Below are 14,197 nucleotides of genomic sequence, written 5' to 3'. Positions count from 1 at the left end.
CCAGTATCCCGATCCTAGGGCGCGGATGGTTTTGCGGCGGCAGTTTGGGCGCTGACATATTCCGATTGATGGTCCGTCCTGACGCGGCTGAGCAGATAATTGCCAGCCAGATAGACCGGCGCGGACAGGGTCAGCGGCCAGCTTTGCGCCGCGATGCCCGCGCTTAGCGCCAGTACGGTGCCAAGGGCGTAAAGACTGCCTGCCAAGTCATTGCGGTTGGTCGTAAAGCCGGTGACGGATCCCATGGTGACGGTTGTAGCCAGCGCGAATTGCAGCGTGCTGCCATTTTCGCGCAAACCGAAGATATTGGCGGAATCGGCAAGATATCCGAGGCCGGCGAGGGCGAAGAGCATATAGCCGGTATCAAGCGGATAGCGCCAAGGTTGCAGTGTATGTTTGATTTTTCCGGCAATCGAAACGGGATCCAGATTCGCGTAGACCCGTTGCATTTCATGCCAATAGGACGGTTGAAAAGGTCTGATGGTGTATTGCCCGAAATCCGTGAAGAACGCTTTCAACTGACCTTTTGCAAAGATCGTCCCTTCGGGGATTTTTTCTCCGCCTTTGCCGAAGGCCAGCTTGAGCCCGTGGCCCAGTACACCAAGACCTGCCGATACACTCCAGATCAGGCTGCCTTTGCCGTTGGTGCCGTGCAGGCCGGTCAACATGTCCGCCGTCATGAAGATCAGCGGATAGATCTTCATCGGGTATTCATGCACGGCGCGCAAAAATGCGTGGCGAAGGTTCATCCAGCGTTTTTAGCGGGCGTGCACGGACGATTGCCAGTTTTTTCAGATGCTATTGCCCGAAGGTAAAGGCATAGGCCTCAAGCCCCGCGCGGGCGGGGCGGATTTCAAGGACGCCGTGATCCGCGCCGAAGGTGCCGCCGTTGTAAAGCGTATAAAGTTTTTCACCGTCCACGCGCACGGGCGGCAAGGGTTTTCCGTCGAGGCTGAGGGCGAGGCCGACGGGTTTTTTGTCGGCGCTGCCCAGCACCACAAACACCTTGCCCGCCGTGAAGTTCAATCGCAGGGCCGCGTCCGGTCCGGCGATGATTTTTTGCGCGCCCACGGTCCATGAACCCGAAAGCGCCCAGTGGTTCTTTTCCAGCGCGGCGGGAAAATCGTAAAGCGCCGGCTTGTCGTAAACGAACGTGCCCACGAAATTTTCGGCGCGCGCGAAACCAAGATAGGTTTCCGGCGTCTGGCCGGGGGCGGTGATGGCCACGGGTTTATCGTGCGCGCGTCCGTCAATGCCAAGCAGCGCGCGCATATTGTTTTCGGTGGTGTCGTAATTTCCTTCGCCGAAATGGGTATAGACGACGCGGCCCTGCCGGTCGATCAGGTAATGCGCGGGCCAGAAGCGATTAGAATAGGCGCGCCATGTCGCAAAATCGTTGTCGAGCGCGACGGGGTAATGGATGCCGTATTGCTTTACCGCGGCCTCGACATTCTTCAGCTTTCTTTCAAACGGAAATTCCGGCGCGTGAACGCCGATCACGACCAGACCGTCGTTTTTGTATTTGTCGTACCATGCCGTGACATGGGGCAGGGTGCGGATGCAGTTGATGCAGGAATAGGTCCAGAAGTCGATCAAAACCACCTTGCCGCGCAATTGCGCAAGGGTGAGGGGCGATGAATTGATCCAGTCGGTAATCCCGGCGATTTCCGGTGCTGGATATGGGTTTTCCAGCCCGTGCGCGAAGGCGGGCGGGGCGGATTCCGTTTCTTGCGCGCGCGCTTGCCATGCGACGAGTTTCAGATCGAAGCCGGAATAAATGGTCACCGCCGCTGCGATCATGACGACACCCACGGTGCGGCGGATCGCGTAGGCATGTCTTTTAAGGAATCCCATGCGGTCGAGCAGCGCCCGGCCTGAAAGCGCGATGGCCAGCATCGGCAAGGCCGCGCCCAGCGAAAACGCGGCAATGGAGGCGCTGGCGGCAAGTTCGGACGTCGCCTGCACGATGCCGACGATCGCGGCGCCGAGGATCGGCCCGCCGCAGGGCGTCCAGACCACGCCGACCAGCAGGCCGATGCCCAGCCCGCCCCAGAATCCCCGGCCCCGGATGCGTGCGATCAGGGCGTCGCCGCGTCCGGCGATGCTGCCCAGCGCCGTGCCCCAGCGGTCGGAAAGGCGGGGGAACAGCATGACCAGCCCGAAAAGCATCAGGAGAATGAGCGAGGCATCGCGCAGAATTTCGGAATCGATGCCGGACGCCGCCAGCAAGCGGCGCGAGACGACGGCAAAGACGGTAAAAGCCAGCACGAAGCCGGTAACGATGCCGACGGGACGCGCCCGCCCTCCGTCGATGGATGCGCCGAGCATCAACGGCAGGATGGGCAGGATGCAGGGCGAAAGAATCAGCGCCATACCTTCGAAAAAGGAAAGGCCGAGGGTGGTGGGGTCGATCATGGTCGTATCCTGCATTTTAAAAGTTGGCGTTGAAAGGGGATACGGTGCGCGGGCAGGCTATGGTTACAGGCGCAAAAAAATCTTTTGGACTTGTAACCATGGGCCGGGCATGGACGTATAGACAGGTGGATACGCATGAATTCGACCAAATGGTGCGCGATTTTGCGAGCGGCGACGCGGGGGCCTACCGGCGGTTGCTGGCGGCCAGCGCGCGGGTGGTGCGCGCCTATCTGGCGGCGCGCATGACCGGACCTGCCCGCGCCGACCTTGAGGACGTGGTGCAGGAGACGCTGTTGAACGTGCATACGAAGTTTCACAGTTACGACCAAAGCCTGCCTTATGTGCCGTGGCTGCGCACGATCGCGCATCACAAACTGGTCGATCACTGGCGGCGGCGCCGATTTTCAGGCACGGTGCCGCTGGACGACGGTGCGGCGGAAACCCTGGCCGCGCCGGAATCGGACGTGGCGGCAAGCAACGCCACGTTGACGCTGGAGCGGTATCTGGCCGCGCTCAACGCCAAGCAGCGGCGGGTCGTCGAACTGGCGCGCATCGCGGGTAAATCGATGGCCGATATCGCGCAGGAGATGGATATCAGCGTCGCCGACGCCAAGGTGACGTTGCACCGCGCGCTGCGCAAGCTTGCGCAAACGGCAAGAGCGGATCAGGAGGTTGCGGATGCGCACGGATGATCTGATCGGAATTCTGGCCAAGGCGCCGCCCGCGCCGCGCGCGCGCCGCAACGCCGCGATCTGGGCTGGCATCGCGTTGCTGTTCGTTTGCATGGCGGCATTGGTGGCGGCTACGCTGGGCCTGCGGCCGGGGTTGGGCGGCATGGCCCGGAATCCCCATATGTTGTTCAAATACGCGTTTCTGGCGGCGCTGGTGGTGGGCAGCGGCCTTGCATGGTGGCGCGACGGGCATCCGGGACGCACATACCGTTTCGCGCGCGCGGGGATGATCTTTATGGCCGCGCTTTTGGCCGTCATGGTCGTTTTTTCCTTTCATACCCTTGGGCCGCGCGGCGTGGCGGCGGCGGTGTTCCAGCGCAACGCATGGGCCTGTATCGGGTTTGTCGCGCTGTATACGGTCGTGGGCAGCGCCGTGTTAAGCGCGCTGACGCGGTGCATGGCGCCGCTGCACGCGCGGCGGCACGCCGCGCTGACCATGTTGTTCGCGGCGGCGCTGGGCGGGCTGGCCTATGGGTTGCATTGTCCGCACGACAATCCGGTTTATTTTGCGTTGTGGTACGGCGGGACCTGCGCGGCGCTGATGATTCCGGGTGTGCGGATGCTGGCCGCACGGCAGGCGTGGTAGTTGCAGGAAATTTATTTTTTACGCTCGTGTTCCTCAAGCGGGCGGGCCTGTCCCGCCATCATCACCGGCACGCCGTCGCGCACCGGAAAGGCCAGTCCCGCCGCATCGGATACCAGTTCGCCGCGCGCGGCATCGTAACGCAATGTCGTGTGCGTAAGCGGGCATACCAGCAGTTCCAGCAGTTTCGGGTCAGCCTGCATCGCGTTTCCTTGTCCTATCCGGATATCAATGGCAGCAACCGCCGGTTTCGTCCAGCATGCAGGGGTGGCTAACGGCCATTTCGATCATCGCCAGAAACAGTTCGGCGCGGCGCTGAATCGTATCGGCCTCTAGCAGCGCCTGTTTTTCAGACGGTTTAAGCGGGCAGATCATTTCCAGCGCGGTCAAAAGATCGCTGTCCGGGGCGATGTCGACCTTGTCCCAGTCGCAGGACATTTCCTGCTGTCGGAAATAGGATTGCAGCAGGCGGTTCAGGCGGCAGCGGTCGAGCGCGACGGTATCGGCCTGCGGTTCCATGTCGACGGTATAGGCGTTCCATTCGGGCACCACCGTGCGATAGGGCAGGGATTCGTCCAGGTCCCGTCCGATGCGGAAGCGGCAGATGCCGGTCAAAGTGATGCGGTAACGCCCGCCTTCGGCCTCGGCGAAGCTGACGATGCGTCCGGCGCAGCCGATGTCGTAAACATCCCCGTCGCTGCCGGATCGTGGTTGAACGATGCCGATCAGCCGGTCGTCGCGCAGGGCCGCGTCGACCATTTTCAGGTAGCGTTTTTCAAAGACGTTGAGCGGCAATTGGCCGCGCGGCAAGAGCAGCACACCCGTCAGCGGAAAAACCGGCAAACGGTGCGGCAGCTTGTCGAAGGTCAGGTTGCAGCTGTGCATCTTGATCGATTATCTATGCAACTTTTGTACAGGATCAAGGCTTTATGCCGCAGCGCGGGCGTAAGGGGCAAGGTCGAGGATGCGCGGGGGGTGGTTTACCGCTGCCAGAAAGCGCACGACATCCGGCCCGGAAAGCGCCAGCGACATGGTGTTGTGCATCGGGTGGGCGCTGATCACCGGCGCCTCGGCCACGGGGCGGTGCAGGACCACCTCGACCGCGCCATCGGTGTCGTTGATCGCGGCGAACGGGCAGACCGAGCCGGGACGCACGCCCAGATGCGTCCATAACCGTTCGGGCGAGCCGAAGGAAAAGCGGTCGAAGCCTAGGACGGGGGCCAGAATTTTAAGGTCCAGCGCCAGTTCGTCGGGCACCACCACCAGACACATGCGGCCCTTTTTATCGCGTAAAAACAGGTTTTTGACGTGCAGGCCGGGGATGACGTCTTTTAAAAACGCCGATTCCTCGCAGGTAAAGACCGGCTTGTGGCGGTGCAGGACATAGGGAATGCCCATGGCGTCCAGTCGCGCCATCAGCGCCTGGGGCGGGGTGGGCAAAAGGGCGTCGGTTTCGGCGTCTTGCGCCGTTTCGTCGGTCATCTGGCCGAGTTAGCCACAAGGGGCTTGCCTTCACAAGCCGGTTTGGCTAAAAGATGTTTCGTTTCAAGACAGGTATGCGGGTGTAGCTCAGTGGTAGAGCACGACCTTGCCAAGGTCGGGGTCGCGAGTTCGAGCCTCGTCACCCGCTCCAGTCTTCGGCCATGGTTGCAGTGCAGGGATTGCGCCTTGGGGAACACAAAATCTCCATTCAAGGAATCATGACGATGAAAAAAATGCTTTTGGGCACCGCAGCCCTGATCGCGCTGGCCACACCGGCCATGGCGCAGGATAAAAGCGGCACAACCTATACGCCGCAGCCGACGACCAGCGCCGCGCCGACACCCGTCTATCACGCCGCCCCGGCGGAAAGCGCCCCCACCAGCATCAGCAGCGATAGCGGCACCAATCCGCTGTCCGGCGCGTATGTCGGCGTTTATGGCGGCTATGGCTGGGACCATGTGAAAACCCCCGCCGGTAAGGCCAAGGCAAACGGCCTGGATTACGGCGTATTCGCGGGCTACAAGCTCGACCGCCTGCTGGAGAATTCGATGGGCGGGTTGAGCGCGGCGGTTGAGGCGTTCTACGGCGGCTCCAACGCCAACGACACGGTCGCGGGCACCAAGGTCGAAAAGAACGGCGAATGGGGTGTTAGCTTCCGTCCGGGCCTTTCGATCGCGAACGGGTTCAACCCCTATGGCATTCTCGGTTATCGCCGCGCAAGCTACGACGTTGCCGGTGCAGGACACCGTTACAACGGTTTCGACCTCGGCATCGGGAGCGAGCTGATGGCGTGGGACAATGTCGGCCTGCGCGCCGAATACACCCATACCTTCTATCACAAGAACAACGGCATCGACCCATCCGAGAACGCCATTCGTCTTGGCCTTTCCTATCACTTTTACTGATCGGTCAGGTTCGGGTTTTTACGAAAGGCCGGGCGAACCCCCGGCCTTTCTTTTTTGGTTGCGGGGGGCGCGGCGGCCCTGTAAATGTTGCGTTCGCGCGGGTGTAGCTCAGGGGTAGAGCGTCAGCTTCCCAAGCTGAATGTCGCGGGTTCAAATCCCGTCGCCCGCTCCACTTTATTTCATGCGCGCTTACGGCCGCCTATGCCAACCTCGCGCGCGCATGTGTTTTTGCGCTATTTGTAAAAATCCCTGTACCAGTCCACGAATTTCGGGATGCCGGATTCAAGCGTGGTCTTGGGTTCAAAGCCCAGGATTTTTTGCGATTCGGTGATGTCGGCGCAGGTTTCGTAAACGTCGCCGGGCGCCATGCCGGTCATTTCCATCACTGCTTTTTTGCCCGCGGCGGTTTCGATCGCGGTGATAAAGTCGAGCAGTTTCACCGGGCGGTGGTTGCCTAGATTAAAGACGCGGTGCGGCGCCGCGCCGCCGGGCGCGTGTTGTGGCGGGGTTTCGAGCGCGGCGATCACGCCAGCCACGATGTCGTCGATATAGGTGAAGTCGCGTTTGAGGTCGCCGTTGTTGAAGACCTTGATCGGGCGGCTTTCGAGGATGTTGCGGGTAAAGGAGAAATACGCCATGTCGGGGCGGCCCCACGGCCCGTAGACCGTGAAAAAGCGCAAACCCGTGGCCGGGATCGCGTAAAGTTCGGCGTAGGAATGCGCAAGCAGTTCACCTGCGCGCTTGGTCGCGGCGTAAAGCGAAACCGGTTTGTCGCAGCGCGCGTCGAGCGCGAAGGGCGCGGACGTATCGTTGCCGTACACGGATGACGAGCTGGCATAGACGAAATGCCGCAAGCCCCGCGCATGGCGCGCGAGTTCAAGCATCGTCATCTGTCCCGCCAGATTGGAATCGAGATAGGCGTAGGGGTTGTCGATGCTGTAACGTACGCCCGCCTGCGCGGCGAGATGGATGATCGCATCCATGTCAGGATACCGTTCGCCCAGCGCGCGCATGGCGGCGCGGTCGGCGATGTCGATGCGTTGGAAGGTGAATCCCGCACGCCCTTCCAACATCCCGAGGCGGGCGTGCTTGAGGGCGGGGTCGTAATAATCATTGATCGAATCGACGCCGATCACCGTGTGTCCGGCATCAAGCAGGACGCGGGCGACATGGGAGCCGATGAATCCGGCCACGCCGGTCAGCAAGATCATGCGCACAATCTAAAAGATAGAACAGGGGTCAGGCAACCTGGTTCGGCGCGACATTTTTCTGTATCCATGCCAGCAGCGTCGCAAGGGTCCAGAGCGCGTGGGCCTGCGCATCGTCGCCGCCCAGAAACGCCAGCCATGCGGCATGAAATGGCGCGGGGTCGGGCAGGCCGGCCCGGGCAAGCGCATCCGCATCCAAAAGCGCGGCGATGCGCGGGCGCAGGGGGCCGCGCATCCATGTCACAATGTCGGCGGGCGCGCTTTCGATCCGTGCGGGAAAGCCGTGTTCGAGCATCCGCGTATCGGCCAGCGGCAGGCGTAATTCCACGTCCGCCGCGTTTGCGATACGGTCGAGCGCGGCGAAATATCCGCCGCAAGCGTCATGTAAAAAACCATAATAGGCGCGGGTCCGCGCAGGCGAAAGGTCAAGGCGGGGTTCGGGCAAGTCCGGGGTTTCGCCAAATTGTGGCCAGATGCGCGCGGATGCGACACAGGCTGTCCCCGCAGGTTCGGCGCGAGCGCGCCATGATTGCGGCAGCAAGGGGTGAAGCAGGCGGGGAATACGGGCAAGCATGCGGCGCAGACGGCGGGCGCGCGCGTCCTCGTCAATCGGGCGGCTCAGCGGTGTCGCCGCCAGACAGACCGGGGTGTCGGCAGGGATGGCTTGCAACGCTGCCCACCATGCCGGCGCCGCCGGATCGCAAACCGGTTCGGGCAGGGCGGCCAGCGCATCGAAGGCTGTTTGCAGCAAAACCCCGTCCGGCGCTGCCAGCGTGCGCGCAAGAAAAGGCCTTTCCGACATGGCGGAAAGGGTCGCGTGCAGCCTGCCGCCGGCAGGCGTGGAATCGCCGATCAAACCGAACGGCACGTCAAGCGCGATCGCGCCTTGCACACATTCGGCGTTCAGGCGTTCGGGTTGGGTGGCGGGTGTATCACGCAGGGCGATTTCCTCCAGCGCGCGGGCGGCGGACCAATAGGATTCGGGCTGCGTGTCGGTGCCGGAATCCGCCAGCATCAGGCGGTGCGCGGGGGGCAGAGTGTAAACACCCTTCCATGGCGCGCGCGGCGCCGCGATATGGCCCCATGCCAGATAATCGGCCAGCGCCGCCGGATCGTGTACGGGTACGAAATCAGGTAATGCAGCAAACGCCCGGTAATCAGAGGCGAAAGCGACCATGTCGCGATGCCGCGTCCAGTACAGGGGGCGCAGGCCCATGCGGTCGCGCACGAGGTGCAGGGTTTTGTTTTCGTCATCCCACAGCGCGAAGACGAAGGCGCCTTCCAGTTTTTGCAGCAATCGGTTAAGGCCCCAATGCGCCGCGCCCATCGCCACCAGTTCGGCATCGGCGCGACCGCGCAGGTGTTGGTCCTCGGCCTCCAGCGCGTGGCGCAGGGAATCCGCATTGGCGATATAGCCGTCGAGAATCACGGTCATACGGCCTTGCGCGTCCTGCGCGGGTTGCGCACCGTCGAGGCTCAGGTCGCGGGTGCGGCGCGCGCGCGCCGCAAGCGTGCAGGATTGCCGCGTCAGAATGCCAATATCATCGTGGCCGCGCGCGCGCGGGCATGCGGCCAAAAACTGCGTGACAAGGGATTGATATTCCTTGCTGTTTTCGTTGCTGTTGGCGGCCAGAAAGCCGGTGATGAAGGTCATGGTGGTCAACGTGAATAAAAAAGGCTAGATTACAGCATACGCAAAAACAGGACTTTCTTGTGATGCAAATCGATTTATTGGCCAGCCAGGGCGGGGAACTGGGACTGGTGGCCAACCATGGTTTTGAACACGACGTATCCGTTGTCATCTTCGATCTCAGCGACCATTCACTGACCCTCGAATTCGGGCAGGCGATGGATTCGCTCAGGCTCAATGTCGCGGTTTCGGGCGAATTCACCGAACCTTTGCGCGCTATCAGCTATCTGCATGTCTGCGCGGTCGAAAAGGGCCGCATGGTGTACGCAAAGCAGGTGCCGATGATGAAGGTTTCGACCGATCAGGACGATTATTTCGCCCACAAGCCGATCAAGGCCGGGATCATGCCGCTGCAGACATGGCTTAAGAACGCGAAATTCGCGCAAAGCGTGCATCGCGACAATCTGGGCGATTCGACCAGCAACGGCGGAATCATCCATCGCGAGGGGCTGTCGGCGGCGACGCTGCAGGTCGCGCCGCAACTGGCGCAACTTCTGGTGCAGGAGCAGGCGCTGGCGCAGAAGGTGCAGCTGCACAATATGCCGCGTCTGGGGATGCCAAGTCTTGGACCCGGCACGCAGATGCCGCAGATGGGGCTGAACACGCTTTTGCCCCGGACGCCGAATACGCCGCAAAACGGCGATGACAACTCGTAAAAAAGGGCGACATGAAACAGATCGACGCGAAAAAGCGCAAAGCCATTGTCGAAGGGTTGACTGGCGTACTGGCTGATACGTTCGTTGTGTATTACAAGACGCATGCCAGCCATTGGAATGTCGAGGGCGAGGATTTTCACCAGTTCCATACGATGTTCGAGGCGCAGTACACGGCTTTGTGGCAGGCGCTGGACGAAATCGCCGAGCGTATCCGCGCACTTGACGCCTATGCACCGGTTTCCGTCAAGACACTGATGCAGTCCGCCGCGCTCAAGGAAACGGGGCAAGGCCGGGATGCGATGCAGATGATCAAGGATCTGGCTTCGGATCACGAGGATATTTCCGTGTCCATCGCCAAGGTCATCAATCTGGCCGAAGACGCAAACGACGCCGCCACCGCCGACATGTTGACCACGCGGCTGGGCGAGCATGAAAAAACCGCATGGATGCTGAGGGCGACCGCGAAATAGGGGGGATACGCCCCTTCCGGCCCGAAGACCTGATCGCGATCTATGCCGCGGGCGTGTTTCCGATGGCGGAGCGCGCAGACGATCCGACGGTGTTCTGGATTGATCCGGAAATGCGCGGCATTATTCCGATCGATCCGTTCCATGTTCCGGCGTCCTTGCGCAAAAGGCTGAAAAAACGGCCCTTCCGCGTGACCATCAACCGCGCCTTCGACGACGTCATCGCGGGGTGCGCCGCGCATACGCCGGTGCGCGGGGAAACCTGGATCAACCAACCGATTCGCGACTGGTTTCGCGCGTTGCACCGCATGGGATGGGCGCACAGCGTCGAATGCTGGGATGCGCAAGGGGGATTGATTGGCGGGCTGTACGGGCTTGCGATCGGGCGGGCTTTTTTCGGGGAAAGCATGTTTTCAAAGGTGACGGACGCCAGCAAGGTCGCGTTGGTGCATCTGGTGGCGCGGCTTTCGACGCGCGGTTTCACGTTGCTGGATACCCAGTTCGTCAATCCGCATTTGCTGCAATTCGGGTGTATCGAAATTCCGCGCGCGGCGTATCACTCGCTTTTGGAATCGGCCTTGTCGGGGGATGGGCCGGGGGACGACGGATCGGGCGCCGGTGTTTCCTTCATCGGATCGGCCGCGCCGACCGGTTTTTCAGAGGATTTTTCCGGCGGTTTATCCTTGGCGTCCGGGGACTCACCCGGCGCGGCTTCGCCGGTGGTGGGGGCCGAGGATTCGGACTGGGATTCCGTCATAGGGTTTTTGCAGTCCAGAACCGTGACGTCGTAAACCGGGTGGTCCATCGCTGAAAGCGAGGGCGAGGAGGAGAACATCCAGCCCGAAAATATCCACGCGCTGGTCGAATCCGGCTTCACTTCCCAGATCTGAAGGAACGCAGCATTTTCCGGGTCGTCGAGCGGCGAGGATTTGCGGCAGGCGCGCGGACGGATGCGGATATTCGCATAGGCCACGGTGCGTCCGACATTCAGGATATAGGTGCGGCTTTCGGCGCGGACCTTGTCGAGGATGCGCAGTTCGACCTGCGGCATATCCTCGAATTCCGGTTTTCTGGGCGTGCCGGCGCTTTCAGGCGGCGCGGGCGGGGCATTGGGGGGGGTTATATCGTTCTGGCCTTGATCGATCGCGGGCGTGCCGGGCGTGTTGATGATCGCCTGAACCTCCGGGCTGATGTCGCCTTCGTCCGAGGGGATATTGTCCGCGGCATTGCCGTTCGTAACGGCATCACCGATTTCGTCCTGCGCAGGCGCGGGCGCACATAGCGCGAAAAACAGAAAAATCGCAAGCAGGCAGGGTTTACGCATCACATTTGCGGCATGGCCGGGGTAACGGCCGGGGCGGCTGGTGCGTTCGGGGCCGCGCTCGATGCGGGGGAAGCGGCATCGTCAGATTTTTTCGAGCCGGTCATCGAAAAGATGAATTTGCCCAGCAGGGTTTGCAGATCTTGCGCATCCTGAACATAGCTGATCGCACCGCCGGGCTTGATCATCTGATCGTCGGCACCGGGGGCGATGGAAAGATAGTTCCCGCCCATCAGGGATTCCGAGGCCACGGTCGCCGCCGAATCGACAGGCAATTTGACATCGTCTTCGACCGAAAACGCGACACGGGCGCGGTAATCGTCAAGCCGGATCGATTCGACAGTACCGATCTTGACGCCGCTCATGCGGACGTTGTCGCCTTCCTTCAGACCGCCGACATCGTTAAAATCGGCATGCACCTCATAGCCGCTGACCTCGCCCACGTCGGTTTGGCTTGAGGCGTAGGCGAAAAACGCCACGGCGACAAAAAGGACCACCGCGCCAAGCACGGTTTCGATGATGTTGCGTTTCATTGTTCCAACCTCGCGTTGTCGCTGGTGTCTTTCGGGGTCCATGGGACGTAATCGCCGGTGGCCGGTGCGCGGTGGCCGCCGGCAAGCTTGTGGCCGGGCGGCAGGCAGGCACGCGGGGTGCCGGTCAGGTTCGGGCGCCACGGCTTTTGCCAGGGTTTGCGATAGCTGGCGGATTCGGGATTCGGCACCGCGTCGGTCTGGTGGTGCAGCCAGCCGTGCCATTCGGGAGGAACGGCGCTGGCCTGCGGCTCACCGGCATAGACGACCCAGCGCTGGTCGTGGCGGTAGCCCTTGCGCGGGTTCGCGCGGTAATAGCGGTTGCCGACCTGATCGGTGCCGACATATTCGCCGCGCCGCCACACCGTCAACAGAAAGGAAACGGGGGAAAGCACGCCAATCAGGTTGCGCAGGAATTTCATGCCCCTAGCAATGGCGGAAAAACGCGGTCAAATCAAGACCGTATCTGTGATATGCGGTGTTGTCGCTTACTCGTCGCTTGGGCTTCGCTCGCATAAGCTCGCGCGGTGGCGGTCGTCGCCGTTTTTGTCGCTCACGCGCCCTTGCACAGTTGTTTGCCGCCGTATCAGGCGGTGGCGCCCATGACCAGACGGGCCGCGCTTTCGCCGCCGCGGTTGAAGTGGCTGGAGGCAGAGGCTTCGGGTCCGTAGCCGCAAATCACCAGATTGTCGAGCGGCGGGTGCGCGCCCAGTCCGTGATGGCCGAACAGGCCGCCGAAAATCTGGGTCAACGGGTGTCCGCCGCCCAAAGCCTCGCGATTCAGGGGGCCGATGGTGCGGGTCATGTTGTCGCCCATATAGACCGTGGCGGTGTCCACCAGCCGGGTGAAGCCGGGGGCCACGGTTTCCAGCGCGCCGTATACCGTGTCGGCGATGGCGCCCCAGTTGTCGGCGTCGTTGGGCAGGCCGGGTTCATAATACTGTGCGATGATGGATGCGACGTGTTTGCCCGGCGGGGCGAGTTCGTCGGAGCTGAGCGAGGGGATGACCATCGAGATCACCGGACGGTGCGACCCGCCTTCGGTTTTGGCATCGGCGCGGGCGGCCATGATGTATTCGGGCGTCGGGCCAAGCAGGATTTCGCCCGCAAGACGGCTTTGCGCGGCGTCCTTTTCCAGCGCGGTAAAATTGGGCAGGTCGTTGAGCGCCAGCTTCATGCGCACGAAGCCCGCGCCCTGACGCAGCGGGGAAATGCGGGTCTGAAGCTCGGTCGGCAGGCGCGCCGTGCCGATCATCTGGTCGAACAGGGTCAGGGGATTCATGTCGGCGACGACGATCCCAGCCTCGACCGGTTCGCCGTCGGACAAATTGACTCCGGTGATGCGTTCCCCGTCGATGCGGAAGGATTCGGCGACCTGTCCCGGAAAAAAGGCGACGTCGCGGTCGATCGCGCCCTGGGTCAGGGCGCGTAGATAATGGTGCAGGCTGCCGCGCAGCGGCTGCCAGTCGCCGCGATAGGGGCGGTGGCCGCCCAGACCCAGCATGTACTGGATCAGTGACGCCGCTGACCCCTTGCGTCCGGGTACGGTCATCGAGGCCATGGTCGCCTGCGTGGCGATGAAGCCGCGCACGGGGTCGCTTTCAAACATTTCGCCGACCGCGGTTTCCAGCGACGCGTTCATCAGGCGCGCGAACATCAGCTGCGCCGCCTCGCCCCCTTCGGCGAGCAGGCGACCGGTTTCAAACACGCCCCATAAATCCTTCCACCCGTCCTGCGAATAGGGGGGTAACCCGTCCGCGACCTGTTCGAGAATCTGGGCAAGGGCGTGCACCTCGTCCGAAAAGGCCATGAAGGTGTCGGCGTCTTTTTGCGAGAATTTGGCGATTTCGCGCTGGGTCGCGGCGCGCGAAGCGCTGGCGTAAAGATATTTTCCGGATTCAAGACCGGCGGGCGCGAAGGAGCAGGTCTGCTCCGCCTTCATGGCAAAACCGCGTTCCTCCAGCCCCAGACGGTCGGCAAGGTTTTGATCGACCGGCACCGGCGCATGGGCGCATGGGCCCGTGACGAAGCCGGTCGCGAACGGGTCGTAGGCAAGGCCGCCGCGCACGGGCGACGCGATGTCGATCACGGCGACCGACAGACCTTCTTGCGCCAGAAGATTGGCGGCGATCAGGCCCTGATGGCCCATTCCCACGATTGCGGCATCGTAACGTTCGGTCATGAGGCATTGTGGCCGGTTTTGCGCCGG

General features: G+C 62.0%; 16 protein-coding genes, 2 tRNA genes and 1 pseudogene. 8 read left to right on the top strand and 11 right to left on the bottom strand.

Translation table 11 applies throughout. The features are described 5' to 3' along the window. Nucleotides 1–14: 14 nt before the first annotated feature. Entirely contained in the window at nucleotides 15–749 is a 735-nt protein-coding gene (locus tag H6866_05115; GenBank protein USO06832.1) for a hypothetical protein, read from the bottom strand. A gap of 49 nt (nucleotides 750–798) precedes the next feature. Next, nucleotides 799–2,415, bottom strand: a complete 1,617-nt coding sequence (locus tag H6866_05110) for a cytochrome c biogenesis protein DipZ (GenBank protein ID USO08596.1) — start codon at nucleotides 2,413–2,415, stop codon at nucleotides 799–801. 98 nt (nucleotides 2,416–2,513) lie between these two features. Between H6866_05110 and H6866_05105 the strand changes: the two genes are divergently transcribed. Together H6866_05105 and H6866_05100 are read left to right on the top strand one after the other, a co-directional pair. After that, on the top strand, nucleotides 2,514–3,107 hold the full coding sequence (locus tag H6866_05105; protein ID USO06831.1) for a sigma-70 family RNA polymerase sigma factor: 594 nt from the start codon (nucleotides 2,514–2,516) through the stop codon (nucleotides 3,105–3,107). Beyond that, nucleotides 3,094–3,732: a DUF1109 domain-containing protein gene (locus H6866_05100; GenBank protein USO06830.1), complete on the top strand. Its 639-nt coding sequence runs from the start codon at nucleotides 3,094–3,096 to the stop codon at nucleotides 3,730–3,732. The genes H6866_05105 and H6866_05100 overlap by 14 nt, the downstream gene beginning before the upstream one ends. Nucleotides 3,733–3,743: 11 nt before the next feature. Here the strand turns inward: H6866_05100 and H6866_05095 are convergent, their stop codons facing one another. Genes H6866_05095 through H6866_05085 form a run of 3 tightly spaced genes read right to left on the bottom strand, consistent with a single transcriptional unit; the run spans nucleotide 3,744 to nucleotide 5,211 of the window. Continuing rightward, nucleotides 3,744–3,932, bottom strand: a complete 189-nt coding sequence (locus H6866_05095; GenBank protein USO06829.1) for a Trm112 family protein — start codon at nucleotides 3,930–3,932, stop codon at nucleotides 3,744–3,746. Between the two features lie 25 nt (nucleotides 3,933–3,957). Then, nucleotides 3,958–4,614: an LON peptidase substrate-binding domain-containing protein gene (locus H6866_05090; GenBank protein USO06828.1), complete on the bottom strand. Its 657-nt coding sequence runs from the start codon at nucleotides 4,612–4,614 to the stop codon at nucleotides 3,958–3,960. A gap of 42 nt (nucleotides 4,615–4,656) precedes the next feature. Then, a complete protein-coding gene (locus H6866_05085) occupies nucleotides 4,657–5,211 on the bottom strand; it encodes a prolyl-tRNA synthetase associated domain-containing protein (GenBank protein USO06827.1) in 555 nt (184 codons plus the stop codon). A gap of 76 nt (nucleotides 5,212–5,287) precedes the next feature. Here H6866_05085 and H6866_05080 point away from each other — a divergent pair. The 3 genes from H6866_05080 to H6866_05070 all read left to right on the top strand — a co-directional run bounded on the left by H6866_05080 (nucleotide 5,288) and on the right by H6866_05070 (nucleotide 6,288). Next, nucleotides 5,288–5,362, top strand: a tRNA-Gly gene (locus H6866_05080). 67 nt (nucleotides 5,363–5,429) lie between these two features. Beyond that, nucleotides 5,430–6,116, top strand: coding sequence for an outer membrane beta-barrel protein (locus H6866_05075; GenBank protein ID USO06826.1), 687 nt, complete (start codon nucleotides 5,430–5,432; stop codon nucleotides 6,114–6,116). A gap of 97 nt (nucleotides 6,117–6,213) precedes the next feature. After that, nucleotides 6,214–6,288, top strand: a tRNA-Gly gene (locus tag H6866_05070). Between the two features lie 61 nt (nucleotides 6,289–6,349). Here the strand turns inward: H6866_05070 and H6866_05065 are convergent. Then, a complete protein-coding gene (locus H6866_05065; GenBank protein USO06825.1) occupies nucleotides 6,350–7,327 on the bottom strand; it encodes an NAD-dependent epimerase/dehydratase family protein in 978 nt (325 codons plus the stop codon). Nucleotides 7,328–7,355: 28 nt separating this feature from the next. Then, a complete protein-coding gene (locus H6866_05060; GenBank protein ID USO06824.1) occupies nucleotides 7,356–8,978 on the bottom strand; it encodes a hypothetical protein in 1,623 nt (540 codons plus the stop codon). Nucleotides 8,979–9,040: 62 nt separating this feature from the next. On the opposite strand from H6866_05060, the gene H6866_05055 reads away from it, so the two are divergent. Genes H6866_05055 through H6866_05045 form a run of 3 tightly spaced genes read left to right on the top strand, consistent with a single transcriptional unit; the run spans nucleotide 9,041 to nucleotide 10,928 of the window. Next, on the top strand, nucleotides 9,041–9,670 hold the full coding sequence (locus H6866_05055) for a hypothetical protein (GenBank protein ID USO06823.1): 630 nt from the start codon (nucleotides 9,041–9,043) through the stop codon (nucleotides 9,668–9,670). Between the two features lie 11 nt (nucleotides 9,671–9,681). Further along, complete coding sequence (locus H6866_05050; GenBank protein USO06822.1) at nucleotides 9,682–10,140, top strand: DNA starvation/stationary phase protection protein; 459 nt, start codon at nucleotides 9,682–9,684, stop codon at nucleotides 10,138–10,140. Then, entirely contained in the window at nucleotides 10,113–10,928 is an 816-nt protein-coding gene (locus H6866_05045) for a leucyl/phenylalanyl-tRNA--protein transferase (GenBank protein ID USO06821.1), read from the top strand. The genes H6866_05050 and H6866_05045 overlap by 28 nt, the downstream gene beginning before the upstream one ends. Here H6866_05045 and H6866_05040 read toward each other — a convergent pair. The 4 genes and pseudogenes from H6866_05040 to H6866_05025 form a co-directional block, all read right to left on the bottom strand. Continuing rightward, nucleotides 10,901–11,188: pseudogene (locus tag H6866_05040) on the bottom strand (DUF2155 domain-containing protein). The gene H6866_05045 and the pseudogene H6866_05040 sit on opposite strands and share 28 nt — an antisense overlap. 272 nt (nucleotides 11,189–11,460) lie before the next feature. Continuing rightward, nucleotides 11,461–11,991, bottom strand: coding sequence for an outer membrane lipid asymmetry maintenance protein MlaD (gene mlaD, locus H6866_05035; protein USO06820.1), 531 nt, complete (start codon nucleotides 11,989–11,991; stop codon nucleotides 11,461–11,463). Further along, the gene (locus tag H6866_05030; protein USO06819.1) at nucleotides 11,988–12,410 is read right to left on the bottom strand and encodes an NADH:ubiquinone oxidoreductase subunit NDUFA12; all 423 of its coding nucleotides are present in this window, start codon (nucleotides 12,408–12,410) and stop codon (nucleotides 11,988–11,990) included. Before H6866_05030 ends, mlaD begins: the two co-directional genes overlap by 4 nt. A 164-nt stretch (nucleotides 12,411–12,574) precedes the next feature. Beyond that, complete coding sequence (locus H6866_05025; GenBank protein ID USO06818.1) at nucleotides 12,575–14,170, bottom strand: NAD(P)/FAD-dependent oxidoreductase; 1,596 nt, start codon at nucleotides 14,168–14,170, stop codon at nucleotides 12,575–12,577. Nucleotides 14,171–14,197 lie beyond the last annotated feature (27 nt).

This window comes from Rhodospirillales bacterium (assembly GCA_023898805.1).
GTDB lineage: Bacteria > Pseudomonadota > Alphaproteobacteria > Micavibrionales > UBA1664 > UBA6145.
The sequence above is the reverse complement of the archived record's forward strand: the minus strand, read 5'-3'. Positions and strand labels throughout refer to the sequence as shown.